We start from the raw sequence: 19,356 nt of genomic DNA, 5'->3' as shown, positions 1-19,356 counted from the left end.
CAGTTCATGCCCCCCGTGCAGGAGACCCCCGTGGCCGACACCGACCAGCAGCCCCGCAAGCCGCGCGGCGGCCGCAACCTGCCCGCCGCGATAGGCGTGGGCGTCGGACTCGGGGCGGTCATCGCGGCCTCGCTGTTCGTGGTCAAGGCCGTCTTCATGGTGGTGGTCGCCGCCGCCGTCGCGGTCGGCATCCAGGAACTCACCAGCCGGCTCGCCGAGCGCAAGGACGTCCACGTCCCGCAGGTCCCGCTGCTGGTCGGCGGCGTCGGCATGGTCGTCACCGGCTACTTCGCGGGCGGCCAGTGGGCCGCCGCGATCCTCGCGCTGACCGGCCTGGCGATGATGGTCGCCCGGATGGCGACGCCGCCGGAGAACTACCTGCGCGACATAACGGCAGGCGTCTTCACCGCCTTCTACGTCCCGTTCCTCGCGACCTTCGTCGCGCTGATCCTGGCCGCGGACGACGGGGCCTGGCGCATCCTGCTGTTCCTGGTCGTCACCATCTGCTCCGACACCGGGGCGTACGCCGTCGGCTACAAGTTCGGCCGCAACAAGCTCGCCCCGACGATCAGCCCCGGCAAGACCCGTGAGGGCCTGGCCGGCGGCATCGGCCTGTCGATGATCGCCGGTGCCCTGCTGATGCACTACCTGATCGACGGCGGCACCTGGTGGCAGGGCCTGATCCTGGGCGGCTGCGCGGCCGTCACCGCCACCCTCGGCGACCTCGCCGAGTCGATGATCAAGCGCGACCTCGGCATCAAGGACATGGGCACCCTGCTCCCCGGCCACGGCGGCATCATGGACCGCCTGGACTCCCTGCTCCCCACCGCCCCGGTGGTCTGGCTCCTGCTCGCCGCCTTCGTCGGCAGCTGACCCCCGACCCCGCGCCCCCAACCCCCGCGCCCCCGCCACGGGACGGCCCCCGCGACGCCACCGCGTCCGGGGGCCGTCCGGCATCTGCGACACTGGAACAACCATGCCTAAGCCCGGAGAACTGACCTTTGTCGCGCCGCGTGGCGCCAAGCCCCCGCGACACCTCGCCGACCTCAGCCCTGCCGAGCGCAAGGAGGCCGTCGCCGAGCTGGGCGAACAGCCGTTCCGCGCCAAGCAGCTGGCGAACCACTACTTCGGGCGGCTGGACAACGACCCGGCCGGCTGGACGGACATCCCGGCGGCCAGCCGGGAGAAGCTGACGGAGGCGCTGCTGCCCGAGCTGATGTCCGTGGTGCGGCACGTGTCCTGCGACGACGACGAGACCCGCAAGACGCTGTGGAAGCTCTTCGACGGGACGCTGGTCGAGTCGGTGCTGATGCGTTACCCGGACCGGGTCACCATGTGCATCTCCTCGCAGGCCGGCTGCGGCATGAACTGCCCGTTCTGCGCGACGGGGCAGGCCGGGCTGACCCGGAACCTGTCGACCGCGGAGATCGTCGAGCAGATCGCCGCCGGCATGCGCGACCTCAGGACCGGTGCGGTGCCCGGCGGCGAGGCGCGGCTGTCGAACGTGGTCTTCATGGGCATGGGCGAGCCGCTCGCCAACTACAACCGGGTGCTGTCCGCGATCCGCCGGCTCACCGACCCGGCCCCGGACGGCTTCGGCCTGTCGCAGCGCGGCATCACCGTCTCGACGGTCGGCCTCGTCCCGGCCATGCACCGGTTCGCCGACGAGGGCCTGAGCTGCCGGCTCGCGCTCTCGCTGCACGCCCCGGACGACGAGCTGCGCGACGAGCTGGTGCCCGTCAACACCCGCTGGAAGGTCGCCGAGGTGCTGGACGCCGCGTGGAACTACGCGGAGAAGTCCGGGCGCCGGGTGTCGATCGAGTACGCGCTGATCAAGGACATCAACGACCAGGCCTGGCGCGCCGACCTGCTCGGCCGGATGATCAAGAACCGCCGGGTGCACGTGAACCTGATCCCGCTCAACCCGACGCCGGGGTCGAAGTGGACGGCCTCCCAGCCGGAGGACGAGCGGGAGTTCGTCCGCCGCCTGCAGGCGCACGGCGTCCCGACCACCGTCCGGGACACCCGCGGCCAGGAGATCGACGGCGCCTGCGGCCAGCTCGCCGCCGCCGGCTGAGCGCACCACCGCAGGAACGACAGGGGGCCCGCCGGAGCGGGCCCCCTTCGCGTTTCCCGGAAGCTCCCGCCCCGGAACCGCCCCGGAAGGACGTCAGAGCAGCGGGCAGAGCAGCAGCGTCAGCCCGCCGGTCACCAGCAGCACCGTGCCGGCGGCCAGGGTGCGCAGGGCGAGGGCGCCGGTGAGCAGGCCGGGCGGGGTGCCGAGGCGGTCCAGCGCGGCGAGGGTGGGGCGGTGCTCGCCGCGCAGCTCGTGCAGGCGGGCGGCCAGGGCGGCGACCGCGCAGGCCAGGACCAGGACGGTCTCGACCACGGTGAGCGCGGGGACGTCGGCCCCGGTCCGGGCCCAGTTCCGCCAGCCGACCAGGGCCAGGGCGCTCACCGTGGTGAGGATCGCCAGCGGGGCGCCGAGCCGGTGCGCCTGCGCGGTGAGGCCGCGGCCGGCCAGCAGCCGGAGCGGGGCGGGCGCGCGCAGCGCGAGCAGCCGCCCGGCGAGGGCGAGCAGCGGCCCCGTCCACAGCGCCAGGGCGAACACCGCGAAGGCCCAGCCGATCAGCAGGGCGGGGCTGGTGGCGGGCAGGCCGCCGGGCAGGTCGAGGGTGCGTTCGGCGGAGGTGGCGTCGGGGCGCAGCCCGTACAGTTCCAGGCCGGCCCCGACCAGCAGCAGCGGGCCGGGCAGGGCGAGCCGGCGGGCCGTCCAGCGCGGGCGGGCGGGCTCGGCGGGGCGGCCGGGCAGGGCCTCGGGGAGGCGGACGGCGCAGGCCGCGGACACCCCGGCGACCAGCGGGACGACGGCGAGCAGGGCGACCGGGGCGGCGGCGGGCAGCGGGACGCCCATGCCGAGGTCGGGGGCCAGGCCGGGCCCGGCGATGTCGTTGCGCAGCACCAGGAACAGCAGCAGGGTGAACGCGGAGCCGAGCGCGCAGGCCAGGGCGGTCTCGCCGGCGATGAGCCGGCGGACCCGGCCGGCGCCGGCGCCGGCCGCGGTCAGGCCGGTGATCCGCTCGGGGTGCTGGGCGGGGACGGCGCGGGCGGCGACGGCGGCGAACCAGGCGACGGCGGCGAGCGGCGGCAGGCACCAGAGCAGGCGCTCCAGGTTGCCGCCGGTGCCGCTGAGGGCGCGGCCGAGGGCGCGCAGCAGCAGGGCGGCGACCACGGCGCCCGCGGTGCCGGTGAGGACCGCGCGGGCGAGGTCGAGGGCCCGGTAGCCGCGGGCGAGTCCGAAGTAGTACACGGGGCCTCTCAGCGTCCGGCGGTGACGGCGGCGGCCTCGGTGGCGATCCGGCCGTCGACCAGGTGGACGGTGCGGTCGGCGTACCGGGCGAGGTCGGGGTCGTGGGTGGCGAGGACGAGGGTGAGCCGGTGCGAGCGGGCGGCGCTGGCCAGTATCCGCAGGACCTGCTCGCGGTCGTCGCGGTGCAGCGGCGCGGTCGGGTCGTCGGCGAACACCACGGGCGGTTCGGCGGCGAGCGCCCGGGCGACGGCGATCCGCTGGCGGCGGTCCTGCGGGAGCTCGGCGGGGCGGAGCCGGGCGCAGTCCGCCACGTCCAGGCGCTCCAGCCACTCGGTGGCGGCCCGGGCGGCGGCCTTGTGGCCGGTGCCGGCCAGCAGCAGGGGGAGGGCGACGTTCTCGCGGGCCGTCAGCTCCGGCACCAGCTGCGGCTCGGGGCCGACGTAGCCGAAGCGCTCGCGGCGGAGCTTCTCGCGCCCGGCCCGGCCCAGGGTGTGCACGGGGGCGCTGTGGAACCAGACCTCGCCGTCGTCGACCGGGAGCTGGGCGGACAGGCAGCCGAGCAGGGTGGACTTGCCGGCGCCGCGCGGACCGGTGACGGCGAGCATCTCGCCCTCGCGGACGCCCAGCGAGACGCCGCGCAGGGCGGGGGTGCCGTGGTGGGACTTGACGATCCCCCGGGCCCAGAGCACGTCGTTGTCGGGCGGGGCCGCTGACATGTGATCCATCCAGGTGCCGACGGGAATATGACAGTCGTCAGATTAGAACGATCGGGCGGCCGCGCGGGCGCGCCGCACTGCTCCGATCAGGGATGAATCGTCCCGAACCCGGCGTGTTGGGCCCCGGAATCACTCCCGGAGCCGTCCCGGTTCCGCCTTCCGGGGACGCCGAAGGGCGGTCCCGACGTGAGGAGTCGGGGCCGCCCTTCGGTGGAGGGTGGGGAAGGAGGCTCAGCCGGTCAGATCTTCGCCCACGCGTCGGTGAGGCTGGTCCGCAGGATCTGCTCGATCTCGTCGAAGGTCGACTGGTCGGAGATCAGCGGCGGGGCCAGCTGGACCACCGGGTCGCCGCGGTCGTCGGCGCGGCAGTACAGGCCGTTGTCGAACAGGGCCTTGGACAGGAAGCCGTACAGGACGCGCTCGACCTCGTCGTCGTTGAACGACTCCTTGGTGACCTTGTCCTTGACCAGCTCGATGCCGTAGAAGTACCCGTTGCCGCGGACGTCGCCGACGATCGGCAGGTCGCGCAGCTTGTTCAGGGTGCCCAGGAACTTCGACTCGTTGTCGAGGACGTGCTGGTTCAGGCCCTCGCGCTCGAAGATGTCGAGGTTGGCCAGCGCCACCGCGGAGGACACCGGGTGGCCGCCGAAGGTGTAGCCGTGCAGGAAGGTGTTGTCGCCCTTGTAGAACGGCTCGGCGATGCGGTCCGAGATGATCGTGGCGCCGATCGGAGAGTAGCCCGAGGTCATGCCCTTGGCGCAGGTGATCATGTCCGGCACGTAGCCGAACTTGTCGGCGCCGAACATGGTGCCGAGGCGGCCGAAGGCGCAGATGACCTCGTCCGAGACCAGCAGCACGTCGTGGCGGTCGCAGATCTCGCGCAGGCGCTGGAAGTACCCGGGCGGCGGCGGGAAGCAGCCGCCGGCGTTCTGCACCGGCTCGACGAAGACGGCGGCGACGGTCTCGGGGCCCTCGAAGAGGATGGCCTGCTCGATCTCGTCGGCGGCCCAGCGGCCGTAGGCCTCCGGGTCGACGGTGCCGTCGGGGCCGGCCAGGAAGGCCGGGGCGCGGTAGATGTTGGTGTTCGGGGCCTTGTGGGTGCCCGGCACCAGCGGCTCGAACGGGGCCTTCAGGCCCGGCAGGCCGGTGATGGAGAGCGCGCCCTGCGGGGTGCCGTGGTAGGCGACGGCGCGCGAGATGACCTTGTACTTGGTCGGCTTGCCGGTCAGCTTGAAGTACTGCTTGGCCAGCTTCCAGGCGGTCTCGACGGCCTCGCCGCCACCGGTGGAGAAGAAGACCTTGTTCAGGTCGCCCGGGGCGTAGTTCGCCAGGCGCTCCGCCAGCTCGACGGCCTTCGGGTGGGCGTAGCTCCACACCGGGAAGAAGGCGAGCTCCTTGGCCTGCTTGGCGGCGGCCTCGGCCAGCTCCTCGCGGCCGTGGCCCGCCTGCACCACGAACAGGCCGGCCAGGCCGTCGAGGTACTTGCGGCCCTTGTCGTCCCAGACGTAGGTGCCCTCGCCCTTGACGATCGTCGGCACGGGGGAGTTCTCGTACGACGACATGCGGGTGAAGTGCATCCACAGGTGGTCGTAGGCGGTCTTGGAAAGGTCCTTCGAAGCCGGCTCGGCTGTCATCGGGTGCCCCAGGTGTAGGTCTGTTTCCGGAGCTTCAGGTAAACGAAGCTCTCGGTGCTCCGCACGCCGGGAAGCGCGCGGATGCGCTTGTTGATCAGTTCGAGCAGGTGCTCGTCGTCCTCGCACACCAGCTCGGCGAGGAGGTCGAACGACCCCGCGGTGCACACCACGTAGTCGACCTCGTCGAAGGCGGCCAGCGCGTCGGCGACCGGCTCGATGTCGCCCTCGACCCGGATGCCCACCATCGCCTGGCGGGTGAACCCGACGGTGAGGGGATCGGTGACGGCGACGATCTGCATGACGCCCTGGTCGAGCAGCTTCTGGACGCGCTGCCGGACGGCCGCCTCGGACAGGCCGACGGCCTTGCCGATGGCGGCGTACGGACGGCGTCCGTCCTCCTGGAGCTGCTCGATGATCGCCTTGGAGGCGGCGTCGAGGGGAACGCTGGCGTTCCGGTCGCGGTTGGCCACGCCGCCACTGTGCCCGACCGGCCGCCGAATCGCAAGCGGGTGTGCTGCTGATTTCGTCGTGGTTTCGAAGATCGGGCGCGGAAAGCGTGGCCTTGGTGGCACGGGTCTGTCGATAACCGCAGCGGGATGGGTAGGCTGGCCACGTACACGCGCGCGCCTGCACACCGCCGATCGTGGCTTGTCGCTGACATGCCGTGGCCGCTCGACCCCGGGGTAACCTGGCGCCGGGACCGCAACGACGCAGGCCCAGACCGAGGAGAGACCGTGAGCGAGCTTCGTACGCTGCGCAACTACATCAACGGCGAGTTCGTCGACGCGGCGGACGGCCGCACGCTCGACATCGTCGACCCCACCACGGGCGAGGTCTACGCGACCTCCCCGCTCTCCGGTGCGGCCGACGTCGACGCCGCGATGGCCGCCGCGGCCGCCGCGTTCCCGATCTGGCGGGACTCCACCCCGTCCACCCGGCAGAAGCTGCTGCTGAAGATCGCCGACGCGGTCGAGGCCCGGGCCGACGAGATCGTCGACGCCGAGGTGCGCAACACCGGCAAGCCGCGCGGGCTGACCCTCTCCGAGGAGATCGGCCCGATGGTCGACCAGCTCCGCTTCTTCGCCGGCGCCGCCCGCCTGCTGGAGGGCAAGGCCGCGGGCGAGTACATGGACGGCATGACCTCGATCGTCCGCCGCGAGCCGGTCGGCGTCTGCGCGCAGGTCGCCCCGTGGAACTACCCGATGATGATGGCCGTGTGGAAGTTCGCCCCGGCGATCGCCGCCGGCAACGCCGTGGTGCTGAAGCCCTCCGACACCACCCCCGCCTCCACCGCGCTGCTGGCCGAGATCGTCGGCGGCGTGCTGAAGGAGCTGGAGCTGCCGGCCGGCGTCTTCAACGTGATCTGCGGCGACCGCGAGACCGGCCGCCTGATGGTCGAGCACCGCACCCCGGCGATGGCCTCCATCACCGGCTCCGTCCGGGCCGGCATGCAGGTCGCCGAGTCCGCCGCCAAGGACGTCAAGCGGGTCCACCTGGAGCTCGGCGGCAAGGCCCCGGTCGTGGTCTTCGAGGACGCCGACATCGCCGAGGCCGTCGAGGGCATCTCGGTGGCCGGCTTCTTCAACGCCGGCCAGGACTGCACCGCCGCCACCCGCGTGCTGGTGCACGAGTCGATCCACGACGCCTTCGTCGAGGCGCTCGCCAAGGCCGCCGCCGACACCAAGACCGGCGGCGTGGACGACGAGGACGTGCTGTACGGCCCGCTCAACAACGCCAACCAGCTGAAGCAGGTGGCCGGCTTCATCGAGCGCCTGCCCGCGCACGCCAAGATCGAGGCGGGCGGCCACCGGGTCGGCGACAAGGGCTACTTCTGGGCCCCGACCGTGGTCTCCGGCCTGCTCCAGGACGACGAGATCATCCAGAACGAGGTCTTCGGCCCGGTCATCACCGTGCAGAAGTTCACCGACGAGGACCAGGCCGTCGACCACGCCAACGGCGTCGAGTACGCGCTCGCCTCCTCGGTCTGGACGAAGGACCACGCCCGCGCGATGCGGATGTCCCGCCGCCTGGACTTCGGCTGCGTGTGGATCAACACCCACATCCCGCTGGTCGCCGAGATGCCGCACGGCGGCTTCAAGAAGTCCGGCTACGGCAAGGACCTGTCCTCGTACGGCTTCGAGGACTACACCCGGATCAAGCACGTGATGACCGCGATCTGACGCACCCGGCAGCGAGGTTTGCACCCTGTCATGGCGACGCGCGCGTCCTGTGACAGGGTGCAACTGCAGCTGGGGCCCCGGCGTCCCTACGCTGGATCGCATGAGCACTCCCACCGCTGACTCGGCCGCCGGGCAGGCCGTCAAGGCCGCCGACCGCGCGCACGTCTTCCACTCGTGGTCCGCCCAGGCACTGATCGACCCCCTCGCGGTGGCCGGTGCCGAGGGCTCCTACTTCTGGGACTACGAGGGCAACCGCTACCTGGACTTCTCCTCGCAGCTGGTGAACACCAACATCGGCCACCAGCACCCGAAGGTGGTCGCGGCGATCCAGGCCAAGGCCGCCCAGCTGTGCACCATCGCCCCGGGCTTCGCCGAGGAGTCGCGCAGCGAGGCCGCCCGGCTGATCGCCGAGCGCACCCCCGGCGACCTGGACAAGATCTTCTTCACCAACGGCGGCGCCGAGGCGAACGAGAACGCGATCCGGATGGCCCGGCTGCACACCGGCCGGCACAAGGTGCTCTCCACCTACCGCTCGTACCACGGCGCCACCGCCAACGCGATCGCCCTGACCGGCGACCCGCGCCGCTGGGCCAACGAGACCGGCGTCTCCGGCATCGTGCACTTCTGGGGCCCTTACCCGTACCGCTCGAACTTCCACGCCGAGAACGAGGCGCAGGAGTGCGAGCGCGCGCTCGCCCACCTGGAGCAGACCCTCGCGTTCGAGGGCCCCGGCACCGTCGCCGCGATCATCCTGGAGACCGTGGTCGGCACCGCGGGCATCCTGGTGCCGCCGGCCGGCTACCTGGCGGGCGTCCGGGAGATCTGCGACCGCTACGGCATCGTGTTCATCCTCGACGAGGTGATGGCCGGGTTCGGCCGCACCGGCGAGTGGTTCGCCGCCGACCACTGGGGCATCACCCCGGACCTGCTGACCTTCGCCAAGGGCGTCAACTCCGGCTACCTGCCGCTCGGCGGCGTGGCGATCTCCGGCGCCATCGCCGAGACCTTCGCGCAGAAGGCGTTCCCCGGCGGCCTGACCTACTCGGGCCACCCGCTGGCCTGCGCCTCCGCCGTGGCCACCATCAACACGATGGCCGAGGAGGGCATCGTGGAGAACGCCAAGCACATCGGCGAGACGGTGCTCGGCCCCGGCCTGCGCGCACTGGCCGAGCGCCACCCCTCGATCGGCGAGGTCCGCGGCCTCGGCGTGTTCTGGGCGCTCGACCTGGTCAAGAACCGCGAGACCCGCGAACCGCTGGTGCCCTACAACGCGGCCGGCGCCGACAACGCGCCGATGGCGCAGCTGGCGGCGGCCTGCAAGCAGCGCGGCCTGTGGCCGTTCACCAACATGAACCGCTTCCACGTGGTGCCCCCGTGCAACGTCAGCGAGGAGGAGGCCAAGGCCGGCCTCGCCGTGCTGGACGAGGTGCTCACCCTGACCGACGCGCACACGGCCTGACACCCCGTCACGGCCCGACGCCCCGTCGACGGGCCCCGGCGGAACCCTCCGCCGGGGCCCGTTCGCATGCCCGCGACCGCCGGCCGCTACGATGACCCGCCGAAAACACGGCCCCGGCCCGGGGCCGGCACGGGGCAGCGCACGGGGGAGCACGATGACGTACCAGCAGGTCCAGCAGGTCCAGCAGGCCCGGCCGCACGGCGGCGGCAAGTGGTTCGAACAGGCATGGGCGCTGGCCGGGCCGGGGGAACAGGTGCACGGGGCGGCCGACGGCGACCTGAGCGACCTGATCCGCCGCGTCCCGCGCCGCTACCGCCGCCCGGACATGCGGCTGGGCTCCGAGCGCGCGCTCGACGCCGTGGTCGGTCTGTTCGACCTGCTCGACACCCTCGGCGACCTGTTCGAGAGCATCAGCTGGGGCCTGGTCCGCAGCCTCCGCCGCCTGCTGCGCGGCCGCGCCCTGCGGGGCGGCTGGCAGAGCCTCGCCGGACGCTTCGTCATCACGGTGCGCTCCGCCGCCGCCGACCACCGCAACGACGACGTGGTGCTGGTCTCCACCGACCGCCGGGTCCTGGTCGCCACCCACGTGCGCGGCCGCCTCGTCCCGCTCGGCGAACTCGCCCACCCGCAGCTGCGCCGGGTCCAGGTCAGGCACACCTGGATCTCCGACCGGGTCGACCTGCACTTCGAGGACGGCTCGGTCGCCGCCCTGGAGGTGAACCGGGAGAACCTCCCGGCACTGCCCGTCCGCCCGTAGCCGCCGCCCGTAGCCGTCGGCCGTTCGTCGTGGCCGTCCGGGCGGTGGCTAGCGGCGGACCGCGTCCAGCGCCAGCAGCGCCACGTGCAGCGACAGGCAGGACTCCACCTGGTCCAGGTCGACGCCGAGGATGCGCTCCACCTTGTGCAGCCGGTCGTAGAACGACGGCCGGGACAGGTGCGCGGCGTCCGCGGCGGCCGACTTGTTGCGGCCCTGCTCCAGGTAGATCCGCAGCATCTGCGCCAGCTGGCCGCCGTGCTCCGCGTCGTACGCCAGCAGCGGCCCCAACTCCCGCTCCACGTACGTCTGCAGGCGCTCGTCGTCGCGCAGCAGGTGCAGCAGGCCGCGCAGCCGGACGTCCGGGAGGCGGTAGTAGGCGGCCCGGCCGCCCGGGGCGTCGTGCAGGGCGGCGTCCGCGACCTGGGTCGCCTCCAGCAGGGTGCGCCGGGCGTCCCGGACCGAGCCCACCGAGGAGCCGACCGCTATCACCGGCTCCGCCGCCGCCCCGTCCCGGCCCGTCTCCGCCGACAGCCGGCGCAGCGCCGCCGCGAACGCCTCCAGCGAGGCGTGCTCGTCCTGCTGCGAGCCCAGCGCCACCAGCAGGCCCACGCCCTCGTCGTCCAGCGCGCCGACCAGCGCCGACAGCCGGGAGGCGCGGATCGCCGTCGCGGCCAGCTCGGTGAAGTCGCGCAGTCGGGCCTGCGCCTCCAGGGCCGCGTGCAACGGGCCCTGGCGCTGCCTCAGCACCACGCCCACCAGCCGCCGCCCCTCCAACTGCACGCCCAGTGCCTGCGCCCGCAGCGCCACCTCGGAGACCGTCAGCGCGTGGGTGAGGATGCCCGACAGCAGGGTGCGGTGGGTCTGCCGCTCCAGCGACTCGCGGTCCCGCACCACCAGCCGGTTCAGCGCCAGCGTCGCCGCGCCGCGCTCCAGCAGCATCGCCTGCGGGTGCGCCACGTCCTGGGGCAGCGGCACCGGCTCGTCGATCAGCACCAGCCGGCCCCAGTCCTGGCCGCGGGCGCCCACCGTGGTCACCAGCCAGCCCGAGCGCGGGTCGTAGCCCGTCCGGCCCGGCGGGTGCACCCCGCGCGAACGGTGCTCCCAGTTCTCCAGCAGCTCCTGCTCGCCCCGGCCCGCCGTGTCGTGCGCCAGCACCTGGTGCGCCAGGTTCTCCAGCACCACCGGGGCGCCCGCCATCCGGGCCACCTGCCGGACCACCTCGGCGGGCTCCGCGCCCTCCGTGGCCAGCTCGTTGAAGACCTGGTGCACCGCCTCGGACACCCGCAGCTGCTCCAGCTGCGCGTTCACCACCAGTGCGTGCACCGCCTCGGTCACCGCGACGAACTTCAGCTCCCGGCGGAGCACCACCAGCGGCAGGTTGTGCCGCTCCGCCGCCGCGACCAGCGCCCGCGGCAGCGAGTCGAAGTACCGGCGGCCGAACTCGATCACCAGCCCGGCCACCCCGACCTCGGCCAGCTCCCGCACGTAGCGGGCCAGCCCGTCCCGATCCTCCGGCAGCGCGATGCCGGTCGACAGCACCAGCTCGCCGCCGCGCAGCACCCCCGCCACGTCCGGCAGCTCGCTGACGTGCACCCAGCGCACCGGCCGCTCCAGCGCGGAGGCGCCGGCCACCACCTGGGGCAGGCCGCGCCGCATCACGTCCAGGTCGAGCACGCGGGCGACGGTGGGGAGCATCGCGGACACCTCCAGGGGGTTTCAGGGTGTCAAGTCAATCACGCCGGGCGGCGACGCCCTGTCATCCGGACGCGCCCTTGCAGGATGTAAAGAGGCCCGTCCGCCGGGTTGCTGAGTGACGCTTGCCCCGGGCACCCCCGCCGAGGCATCGTCGGCCGGGTCGAGTAGGCAATGGAGGCAACTCATGGACCTGACCAGCTTCAACGAGGGCGCGCAGCACATCGCGGGCCGCCCGGCCAGGAGCTCCGGCGGCGAACCGTTCGCCGTGGTGAACCCGGCCGACGGCAGCACCGTCCAGCAGGTCGAGCTCGCCACCGCCGCCGACGTCGACACCGCCGTCGCCGCCGCCCGCGCCGCCCTCCCCGAGTGGTCCGGCGCCACCCCCGGGGCCCGCTCCGAGGCGCTGAACCGCCTCGCCGCGGTGCTCGCCGAGCACGCCGACGAGTTCGCCCGGGTCGAGACCGCGCAGACCGGCAAGCCGATCAAGCTGTCCACCGGGTTCGACGTCCCCGGCACCGTCGACAACACCGCGTTCTTCGCCGGGGCCGCCCGCAACCTGGAGGGCAAGGCCGCCGGCGAGTACAGCGGCGACCACACCTCCTACGTGCGCCGCGAGGCGATCGGCGTCATCGGCAGCATCGCGCCCTGGAACTACCCGCTGCAGATGGCCGCCTGGAAGATCCTCCCGGCGATCGCCGCGGGCAACACCATCGTCCTCAAGCCCGCCGAGATCACCCCGCTGACCTCGCTGATGTTCGCCCGGGCCTGCACCGCCGCGGGCATCCCCGACGGCGTCGTCAACGTCGTCACCGGCGCCGGCCGCACCGCCGGCGAGCACCTGATCGGGCACCCCGGCGTCGCCATGGTGTCCTTCACCGGCTCCACCGCCGTCGGCAAGCGGGTCGCCGAGATCGCCACCGCCACCGTCAAGCGCACCCACCTCGAACTCGGCGGCAAGGCCCCGTTCGTGGTCTTCGACGACGCCGACCTGGACGCCGCCGTGCACGGCGCCGTCGCCGCCTCCCTCATCAACAGCGGCCAGGACTGCACCGCCGCCACCCGGGCCTACGTCCAGCGCCCGCTGTTCGACGCCTTCGTGGCCGGCGTCGCCGAGCTCTACGACGGCATCCGGATCGGCGACCCGCGCAACCCGCTGACCGACATGGGCCCGCTGGTCTCCTTCACCCACCGCGACCGGGTCGCCGGCTTCGTCGAACGCGCCCGCTCCTACGCCACCGTCGTCACCGGCGGCCCCGCCGAGGGCAAGGGCCACGACGGCCACGACCTCTCCCGCGGCGCCTACTACCGCCCCACCCTGATCACCGGCGCCGCCCAGGACAGCGAGGTCGTCCAGGGCGAGATCTTCGGCCCCGTGCTCGTCGTCCTCCCCTTCGACAGCGACGAGGAGGGCCTGCGGCTCGCCAACGACACCCCCTACGGCCTCGCCGCCTCCGCCTGGACCCGCGACATCCACCGCTCGCTGCGCGCCACCCGCGAGATCGCCGCCGGCTGCGTCTGGGTGAACGACCACATCCCGATCATCAGCGAGATGCCGCACGGCGGGTACAAGGCCTCCGGCTACGGCAAGGACATGTCGCAGTACTCGCTCGACGAGTACACCCAGGTCAAGCACGTCATGTTCGACACGACCGCGGTCGCCCGCAAGGACTGGCACCGGACGATCTTCGGCGACCGCTGACGGGCCGCCAGGGGCGCGGGCCGGCGGCCCGACCGGACGGCCCGGCCGGAGGACCTGTCCGGGCGATCCGTTCGGGTGATCCGTTCGGGTGATCCGTGTAAGAAACCGCAGGTACCCCGCTCTCCCGGGTGACGGCAGCAGGCACCACCGCCCGCGCCCGGGAGAGACGAGGAACGACCGTGAGCACCACCTGCCACCCCAGCGCCCTGCACTGGCTGGCCGACGCGGCCCTGGACCCCGACACCTGCCGCCGCACCTGGGAACGCACCCGGTTCGGCCTCGCCCTGCTGCCCGCCGGCCGCCGCTGGGACGTCCTGCACGCCCCCGGCCCGCTCGGCCGCCCCGCCGCCGCGCTGCTCGACCGGCTCGGCGGCGGCCCCGTCCTGGAGGACCCGGCCAACGACACCGTCGGCTTCCTGGTCCCCGTCGGCACCGCCGAACGCTGGACCGGCACCGGCATCCGCGCCTCCGGCGACGGCACCTGGATCGCGATCCCGCACCCCACCCGCCCCACCCGCGGCCCGCACTGGCTGATCCCCCCGCAGCGCAGCGGCCGCCTCGTCGACCCCGCCGCCCTCGAACTCGCCCTGCACGACGCCGCCGCCCGGCTCCGCTCCCGGCATTGACCGGCCAGAACGGGCCAGACTTGCCCCATGGACCGCACACAGCGCCCGACCCGCCCCGGCTATCCCGACCGTCCGGGCGTCGGCGAGCAGCGCGCCCCGTCCGGGCACCCGGTCGAACAGCCCGGGCTGCCCGGCAGCCCCACCGGCACCGTCCCCGGCCGCCCCGACCGCAGCGCGCTGCTCGCCGACGCCCGGCCCTACTGCCTGCGGCACGCCCTCGTGCTGGCCGGACCCGACGCGCTGCGGCGGCACGGCCTGCGCGCCCCCGTCCGCGACACCGACCTGCTGCTGATCAGCGCCGACGGCGCACCGCTCGCCGACCTGGCCGCCGGACTCGCCGCCGCCCTGCGCGCCGTCGGCCACGACGTCCGGGAAGCCGCCGGAACCCCGCGCCGCCACCACCTCACCGTCACCGACGGCGCGCGACGCGCCCTCGGGATCGAACTGCGCCGCGAACCGCTGCGCCACCCGCCCGTGCCGACCGGGCTGAGCGCGCCGCCCGTGCCGTCCGCCGGGGTCGGGGTCGGAGCACCCGTGCTGGTCGCCGCGCTGGAGGACGCCGCCGCGCTCGCCGTCCGCACCCTCTGCGAACGCGCCCTGCCCGCCGACCTGTTCGCCCTGTACGCGCTCAGCACCCGGTTCCGGGAGGGCGAACTGCTCGCCCTGGCCGCCGCCTCCGACGAGGAGGTCACCGCCGACACCCTCGCCGAGCGGCTGGAGACCGCCGCCGCCCTGCTGCCGCCCGGCGCCGAGGAGGCCCGGCGCTGGGCCGAGACCTGGGCCCAGGACCTGCGGCTGGACCTGCTGGAGACCGTCGCGCTCGCCGACGGCCTGTACGACCCGTACTTGGCCGGCGCCGAGGAGCCGGACGGGGTGGAAGACGCGGCGGATTCGGACGGGGCGGGGGACGCCAGCGGGACGGGGGCGCCGGACGGGGCGGGGCGCTCCGACGACCTGTAAGGGTGAATCGCGGTTCTCCGTCAGGGTGCTCGTTGAGCGGGGCACCCTCCCCGCGCAGACTGGAGAACGAGCGCGGGACGTCCGTGGACAGTCGGAGGCAGAGACCCTTGAGCAAGCACATCACGCACTGGATCGGCGGCCAGTCCGTCGCCACCGCCGGAACCGCGCCCCGCCGCGGCGACATCTACGACCCGGCCACCGGCCAGGTCACCGGCCAGGTGGACTTCGCCGAGATCGCGGAGGTCGACCAGGCGGTCGCCGCCGCCGCCCAGGCGTTCACCTCCTGGCGCAAGGCGTCCATCGCCAAGCGCACCCAGGTGCTGTTCAACTTCCGCGAGCTGTTCAACGCCCGCAAGGACGAGCTCGCCGCGATCATCGTCGCCGAGCACGGCAAGGTGCACTCCGACGCCCTCGGCGAGCTGGCCCGCGGCCAGGAGGTCGTCGAGTACGCCTGTGGCATCCCGCAGCTGATCAAGGGCGGCTTCACCGAGCAGGCCTCCACCGGCGTCGACGTCTACTCGATCCGCCAGCCGCTCGGCCCCGTCGCCATCATCTCGCCGTTCAACTTCCCGGCCATGGTGCCGATGTGGTTCTTCCCGATCGCCATCGCGGCCGGCAACACCGTCGTGCTGAAGCCCTCCGAGAAGGACCCGTCCGCCGCCAACTTCATCGCCGAGCTGTGGAAGGAGGCCGGTCTCCCCGACGGCGTCTTCAACGTCGTGCACGGCGACAAGGTCTCCGTCGACCGCCTGCTGGAGCACCCCGACATCAAGTCGGTCTCCTTCGTCGGCTCCACCCCGATCGCCCGCTACGTGTACGAGAACGGCACCCGCTACGGCAAGCGCGTGCAGGCCCTCGGCGGCGCCAAGAACCACATGCTGGTGCTCCCCGACGCCGACCTCGACCTCGCCGCCGACGCCGCCATCAACGCCGGCTTCGGCGCGGCCGGCGAGCGCTGCATGGCGATCTCCGTCCTGGTCGCCGTCGACCCGATCGGCGACGAGCTGGTCGCCAAGATCAAGGAGCGGATGGCCACCCTCAAGGTCGGCCCCGGCTGCAACGGCGACTCCGAGATGGGCCCGCTGGTCACCGGCGTGCACCGCGACAAGGTCACCTCCTACGTCGAGTCCGGCGTCGCCGACGGTGCCGAACTCGCCGTCGACGGCCGCAAGCACGCCATCACCGGCGAGGACGCCAACGGTGCCCCCACCACCGACGGCTTCTGGCTCGGCCCCACCCTGTTCGACCACGTCAAGCCGGGCATGTCCGTCTACAACGACGAGATCTTCGGCCCCATCCTGTCGGTCGTCCGGGTCCCCTCCTACGACGAGGGCCTGGAACTGATCAACAGCAACCCGTACGGCAACGGCACCGCCATCTTCACCAACGACGGCGGCGCGGCCCGGCGCTTCCAGAACGAGGTCGAGGTCGGCATGGTCGGCATCAACGTGCCGATCCCCGTGCCCGTCGCCTACTACTCCTTCGGCGGCTGGAAGGCCTCGCTGTTCGGCGACAGCCACGCCTACGGCGCCGACGGCGTCCAGTTCTTCACCCGCGGCAAGGCCGTCACCCAGCGCTGGCTCGACCCCTCGCACGGCGGCATCAACCTGGGCTTCCCCACCAACAACTGAGCCCACCGCACTCCGGCGCGACGGAAGGCCGGCCCCCGACGGGGCCGGCCTTCCGGCCGTTCCGCACCCACTCCGCTCCGGCTCTTCCCCGTCGCCCCGTCGGTACGGGCTAACCCGCCTCCCGGCCGCCGGTGCCCTTGCCGCGGACCTGCCGACGGACCGTCGTCCGCACCGCCCGCGACACCACCGGACCGAGGCCGTCCACCACCTCGACCAGCACCCCCAAGCCGTCCAGCGCGGCGAACGCCCCCGCCGCACCCTCCGGGTCCACCCCCTCGTACAGCTCCAGGCCGACGAACGCCGCCGTCACCGCCCGCGCCAGTCCCGGCAGGTCGAGGAACTCCGCCAGCGGGTGCCCCGTGAACAGTCGCCCCAGCACGGCCTCGATCTCCACCGTCCACAGCCGCAGGCCCTCCGCCGTCACCTCGGCCAGCTGCGGATACCCCCGGGCCCCCGCCAGGAACTGCCCGAGCAGCGCGACGTTCCCCGCCTCCCGCTCCTGCGCGTGCACCTGCTGACCCACCGTCAGCAGCTCGCGCAGCGAAGCCACGTCGGCGAACCGCTCCCGGTACCGCCCCAACCGCGCCTCGGTCTCCCGCAGCGCCGCCGCCGCGAGCAGCCCCTCCACCGTCTTGAAGTGGTAGAACACCAGCGCCTGGTTGGCCCCGATCTCCCCGGCGATGCTCCGCGCCGACACCCCCGAGATGCCCTGCCGCTTGAGCGCCCCGATGGCCGCGTCCATCAACCGCTCACGTGTGTCGCTCATGCGCCGCAGCGTAGCCCGCCCCTTCACAGCCGGAACGACTCGCGCACCGGCCGGACATGGCTCGGCACCCCCTCCGGACCCACCCGCGGGTACTCCGCCGTGAACCACCCCTGGTACCCCAGCACCAGCCCCACCACCGGGTTGGTCACCCGCACCCGGATCCGGAACCGCCCCGCCCGCTCGTCGAACCCCTCGTGCAGGTCCGCCCGCCCCGTCACCGCCGCCGGCAGCAACGGCGCCCCCACCAGCGACGCCACCCGCTGCGCCCCCGAGGAGATCACCAGCCCGCCCTGCTCCGTCACCCCCAACCGCAGGTCCACCGCCAGGTGCTGGTGCGTCCCCAGGTAGTCGACGATCGCCCCCGGCCGCCCCGGCGCCGCCACCATCGTCGCGTCGAACCGCCGCGGCCGGACGAACTGGAACGTCCGCACGAAGGTCACCGTCTCGCGCCCGAACCCGTCCCGGTACGCATAGTTGGCGATCGTGAACGGCACGTCCCGCCCGTGCTCCGGGAACAGGATGTTCCGTCGCGTCCCCAACCGGAGGAACGGGGCGACCACCCCGGGCCCGCGTTCGATCCGCTCCATCCGCCCTGTCCCGACGCAGGCGATCCCGTCCGCCGTCGAGAACCCGAACCGCCGCTGCAACTCCGGATGCAGACGCTCGAACTCCGACCCGAGCGCCGCCCGGAATATCGAACCCTCCCGGAAATCCGCCGCCGGGACGGGCGAGTCGAACAACGTGACAGTCATGGCAGCTCCAAAGAGTTCAGAAGACGAGGCGGACGAGCGGCGGCCCGCCCGACGGAATCGCGCCGCGCCCGCCGCCGGCAACGACGGGCCGCCGGAGTGACCGGCGACGGCGGAACGAATAGAGAGAGGAGAAGAACGAGCAGCGCCACCAGCGACCCCGGCACCCCGAGCAACCCGCCGTCACCGAGCACCGCCCCCGAGGCCGCCGCGGCACCGACCCGCGCCGCCACCTCGGCCAGCCCATGGACGAGCGCCCGCTCCGGAGCGACCCCGCGCTCCGCCCACAACCGCAACCGGTCGAACGACCAGGCCGTCAACCACCCGACCCATGGCCGCACCACCCACCGGTCGCACCAGCCCCCGCCCGGCCACCGCCACGTCCGGTAGTCGTACCCGGTGATGAACGTGACCCCGCCCCCGCCCACCAGGTAGCGCCAGTACCCCGCGCCCTCCTGCAACGGCGACCACCCCGAGTCGGACGCGAACCGCAACGCACTGACCCGCGACCCGTCGGCCCGCTCCCGCTGCGCCGTCGTCACACCCGTCCCGGTCAGCGCCGGCCCCCGGGACCACCCCAGCCAGTACCGGAAGCGCACCGGCTCCGCCGCACCGTCCACGTACTCGATCCGGCTGAACCGCGCGTCCCACCGCTGATGCTGCGCCGGGTCCTGGGTGAGTTCCCAGACCCGTTCCAGCTCCGCACGGATCGGCAGCTCCACATAGATCGGTGCAGCCCTTCGACGGCTCTGACCAGGCATGGAAGTCTCCTCGAGCAAGGTTTTGAGCGACTGCTCAACTCCGGCGACGCCATCATGGCAGAAGTTTGAGCAATCGCTCAAGAGGGTGGGGTGGCGATGTCACCCCACGCCGCGTTTGCGCCGGGCGTGGAACCGGCGTAGTGTTGACTGGTCGCTCGGCAGGGAGCACCGGACACGCAATCCGTGTGGACGGTCCCGGGGCGGCCAATCCCTGATCAACCACTCAGTCGGTCCGTAGCGGGTCGCGTTCTTTCGCGGCTTCGTTCGTATTTGCTGTGCGCTTTTTCGGAGATTGCGGCGGATTCGCTTTTCGGAGCAGGGATCGGCTAGAGTTTGAAACGTCGGACGGGCCGTCAGGTCGCAGAAGACGAAAGCGAGTCGGGAAAGAGCACGAGCTCGGATCTGATAAGCTG

The 19,356-nt window shown here is 73.0% G+C and carries 17 protein-coding genes; 9 read left to right on the top strand and 8 right to left on the bottom strand.

From position 1 onward, the window contains the following. Positions 1–6 precede the first annotated feature (6 nt). Together ACIQBJ_RS26485 and rlmN are read left to right on the top strand one after the other, a co-directional pair. On the top strand, positions 7–873 hold the full coding sequence (locus ACIQBJ_RS26485) for a phosphatidate cytidylyltransferase (protein WP_400715364.1): 867 nt from the start codon (positions 7–9) through the stop codon (positions 871–873). A 103-nt stretch (positions 874–976) separates the two neighbouring features. Next, positions 977–2,077 carry a 23S rRNA (adenine(2503)-C(2))-methyltransferase RlmN gene (gene rlmN, locus ACIQBJ_RS26480; protein WP_400715362.1) on the top strand — a complete coding sequence of 367 codons (1,101 nt, stop codon included), beginning with the start codon at positions 977–979 and terminating at the stop codon, positions 2,075–2,077. Between the two features lie 93 nt (positions 2,078–2,170). Here the strand turns inward: rlmN and ACIQBJ_RS26475 are convergent, their stop codons facing one another. From ACIQBJ_RS26475 to ACIQBJ_RS26460, 4 genes are all read right to left on the bottom strand, one after another. Next, positions 2,171–3,310, bottom strand: a complete 1,140-nt coding sequence (locus ACIQBJ_RS26475) for a hypothetical protein (protein WP_400715360.1) — start codon at positions 3,308–3,310, stop codon at positions 2,171–2,173. Positions 3,311–3,318: 8 nt separating this feature from the next. After that, on the bottom strand, positions 3,319–4,026 hold the full coding sequence (locus ACIQBJ_RS26470; RefSeq protein WP_400715358.1) for an ABC transporter ATP-binding protein: 708 nt from the start codon (positions 4,024–4,026) through the stop codon (positions 3,319–3,321). Positions 4,027–4,265: 239 nt separating this feature from the next. Then, positions 4,266–5,660, bottom strand: a complete 1,395-nt coding sequence (locus tag ACIQBJ_RS26465) for an aspartate aminotransferase family protein (RefSeq protein ID WP_400715356.1) — start codon at positions 5,658–5,660, stop codon at positions 4,266–4,268. Further along, positions 5,657–6,130: an Lrp/AsnC family transcriptional regulator gene (locus ACIQBJ_RS26460; RefSeq protein WP_030458782.1), complete on the bottom strand. Its 474-nt coding sequence runs from the start codon at positions 6,128–6,130 to the stop codon at positions 5,657–5,659. Before ACIQBJ_RS26460 ends, ACIQBJ_RS26465 begins: the two co-directional genes overlap by 4 nt. 264 nt (positions 6,131–6,394) lie before the next feature. On the opposite strand from ACIQBJ_RS26460, the gene ACIQBJ_RS26455 reads away from it, so the two are divergent. The 3 genes from ACIQBJ_RS26455 (at position 6,395) to ACIQBJ_RS26445 (ending at position 10,056) form a co-directional block, all read left to right on the top strand. Next, positions 6,395–7,840 (top strand): gamma-aminobutyraldehyde dehydrogenase, encoded by a 1,446-nt coding sequence (locus ACIQBJ_RS26455; protein WP_400715354.1) that lies wholly within the window; start codon positions 6,395–6,397, stop codon positions 7,838–7,840. A gap of 100 nt (positions 7,841–7,940) precedes the next feature. Further along, positions 7,941–9,299, top strand: a complete 1,359-nt coding sequence (locus ACIQBJ_RS26450) for an aspartate aminotransferase family protein (protein WP_400715352.1) — start codon at positions 7,941–7,943, stop codon at positions 9,297–9,299. Positions 9,300–9,453: 154 nt separating this feature from the next. Then, positions 9,454–10,056 (top strand): hypothetical protein, encoded by a 603-nt coding sequence (locus ACIQBJ_RS26445; protein WP_400715350.1) that lies wholly within the window; start codon positions 9,454–9,456, stop codon positions 10,054–10,056. A 48-nt stretch (positions 10,057–10,104) separates the two neighbouring features. Here the strand turns inward: ACIQBJ_RS26445 and ACIQBJ_RS26440 are convergent, their stop codons facing one another. After that, on the bottom strand, positions 10,105–11,751 hold the full coding sequence (locus ACIQBJ_RS26440) for a PucR family transcriptional regulator (protein WP_400715348.1): 1,647 nt from the start codon (positions 11,749–11,751) through the stop codon (positions 10,105–10,107). 184 nt (positions 11,752–11,935) lie between these two features. On the opposite strand from ACIQBJ_RS26440, the gene ACIQBJ_RS26435 reads away from it, so the two are divergent. The 4 genes from ACIQBJ_RS26435 (at position 11,936) to ACIQBJ_RS26420 (ending at position 16,667) form a co-directional block, all read left to right on the top strand. Further along, positions 11,936–13,450, top strand: a complete 1,515-nt coding sequence (locus ACIQBJ_RS26435) for a gamma-aminobutyraldehyde dehydrogenase (RefSeq protein ID WP_400715346.1) — start codon at positions 11,936–11,938, stop codon at positions 13,448–13,450. A gap of 179 nt (positions 13,451–13,629) precedes the next feature. Next, positions 13,630–14,076, top strand: a complete 447-nt coding sequence (locus tag ACIQBJ_RS26430) for a hypothetical protein (protein WP_400715344.1) — start codon at positions 13,630–13,632, stop codon at positions 14,074–14,076. Positions 14,077–14,103: 27 nt separating this feature from the next. Further along, positions 14,104–15,036: a hypothetical protein gene (locus tag ACIQBJ_RS26425; protein WP_400715342.1), complete on the top strand. Its 933-nt coding sequence runs from the start codon at positions 14,104–14,106 to the stop codon at positions 15,034–15,036. A gap of 107 nt (positions 15,037–15,143) precedes the next feature. Next, a complete protein-coding gene (locus ACIQBJ_RS26420; protein ID WP_400715340.1) occupies positions 15,144–16,667 on the top strand; it encodes a CoA-acylating methylmalonate-semialdehyde dehydrogenase in 1,524 nt (507 codons plus the stop codon). 109 nt (positions 16,668–16,776) lie between these two features. On the opposite strand, the gene ACIQBJ_RS26415 is transcribed toward ACIQBJ_RS26420, so the two are convergent. The 3 genes from ACIQBJ_RS26415 to ACIQBJ_RS26405 are packed head-to-tail and all read right to left on the bottom strand — an operon-like array spanning position 16,777 to position 18,943. Beyond that, positions 16,777–17,433: a TetR/AcrR family transcriptional regulator gene (locus ACIQBJ_RS26415; RefSeq protein WP_400715338.1), complete on the bottom strand. Its 657-nt coding sequence runs from the start codon at positions 17,431–17,433 to the stop codon at positions 16,777–16,779. A gap of 23 nt (positions 17,434–17,456) precedes the next feature. After that, positions 17,457–18,185: a DUF4166 domain-containing protein gene (locus ACIQBJ_RS26410; protein WP_400715336.1), complete on the bottom strand. Its 729-nt coding sequence runs from the start codon at positions 18,183–18,185 to the stop codon at positions 17,457–17,459. Continuing rightward, a complete protein-coding gene (locus ACIQBJ_RS26405; RefSeq protein ID WP_400715334.1) occupies positions 18,182–18,943 on the bottom strand; it encodes a hypothetical protein in 762 nt (253 codons plus the stop codon). The genes ACIQBJ_RS26410 and ACIQBJ_RS26405 overlap by 4 nt, the downstream gene beginning before the upstream one ends. Positions 18,944–19,356: the final 413 nt, after the last annotated feature.

The sequence above is a fragment of the Kitasatospora sp. NPDC088391 genome, from assembly GCF_044753345.1.
GTDB lineage: Bacteria > Actinomycetota > Actinomycetes > Streptomycetales > Streptomycetaceae > Kitasatospora.
The sequence above is the reverse complement of the archived record's forward strand: the minus strand, read 5'-3'. Positions and strand labels throughout refer to the sequence as shown.

What these genes read in the sequence shown, in the direction of transcription:
- ACIQBJ_RS26415 (WP_400715338.1), bottom strand. Translation starts at nt 17,433, where the DNA reads ATGAGCGACACACGTGAGCGGTTGATGGACGCGGCCATCGGGGCGCTC.
- ACIQBJ_RS26425 (WP_400715342.1), top strand. Translation starts at nt 14,104, where the DNA reads ATGGACCGCACACAGCGCCCGACCCGCCCCGGCTATCCCGACCGTCCG.
- ACIQBJ_RS26435 (WP_400715346.1), top strand. Translation starts at nt 11,936, where the DNA reads ATGGACCTGACCAGCTTCAACGAGGGCGCGCAGCACATCGCGGGCCGC.
- ACIQBJ_RS26405 (WP_400715334.1), bottom strand. Translation starts at nt 18,943, where the DNA reads ATGCCTGGTCAGAGCCGTCGAAGGGCTGCACCGATCTATGTGGAGCTG.
- ACIQBJ_RS26410 (WP_400715336.1), bottom strand. Translation starts at nt 18,185, where the DNA reads ATGACTGTCACGTTGTTCGACTCGCCCGTCCCGGCGGCGGATTTCCGG.
- ACIQBJ_RS26465 (WP_400715356.1), bottom strand. Translation starts at nt 5,660, where the DNA reads ATGACAGCCGAGCCGGCTTCGAAGGACCTTTCCAAGACCGCCTACGAC.
- ACIQBJ_RS26450 (WP_400715352.1), top strand. Translation starts at nt 7,941, where the DNA reads ATGAGCACTCCCACCGCTGACTCGGCCGCCGGGCAGGCCGTCAAGGCC.
- ACIQBJ_RS26485 (WP_400715364.1), top strand. Translation starts at nt 7, where the DNA reads ATGCCCCCCGTGCAGGAGACCCCCGTGGCCGACACCGACCAGCAGCCC.
- ACIQBJ_RS26470 (WP_400715358.1), bottom strand. Translation starts at nt 4,026, where the DNA reads ATGTCAGCGGCCCCGCCCGACAACGACGTGCTCTGGGCCCGGGGGATC.
- ACIQBJ_RS26445 (WP_400715350.1), top strand. Translation starts at nt 9,454, where the DNA reads ATGACGTACCAGCAGGTCCAGCAGGTCCAGCAGGCCCGGCCGCACGGC.
- ACIQBJ_RS26440 (WP_400715348.1), bottom strand. Translation starts at nt 11,751, where the DNA reads ATGCTCCCCACCGTCGCCCGCGTGCTCGACCTGGACGTGATGCGGCGC.
- rlmN (WP_400715362.1), top strand. Translation starts at nt 977, where the DNA reads ATGCCTAAGCCCGGAGAACTGACCTTTGTCGCGCCGCGTGGCGCCAAG.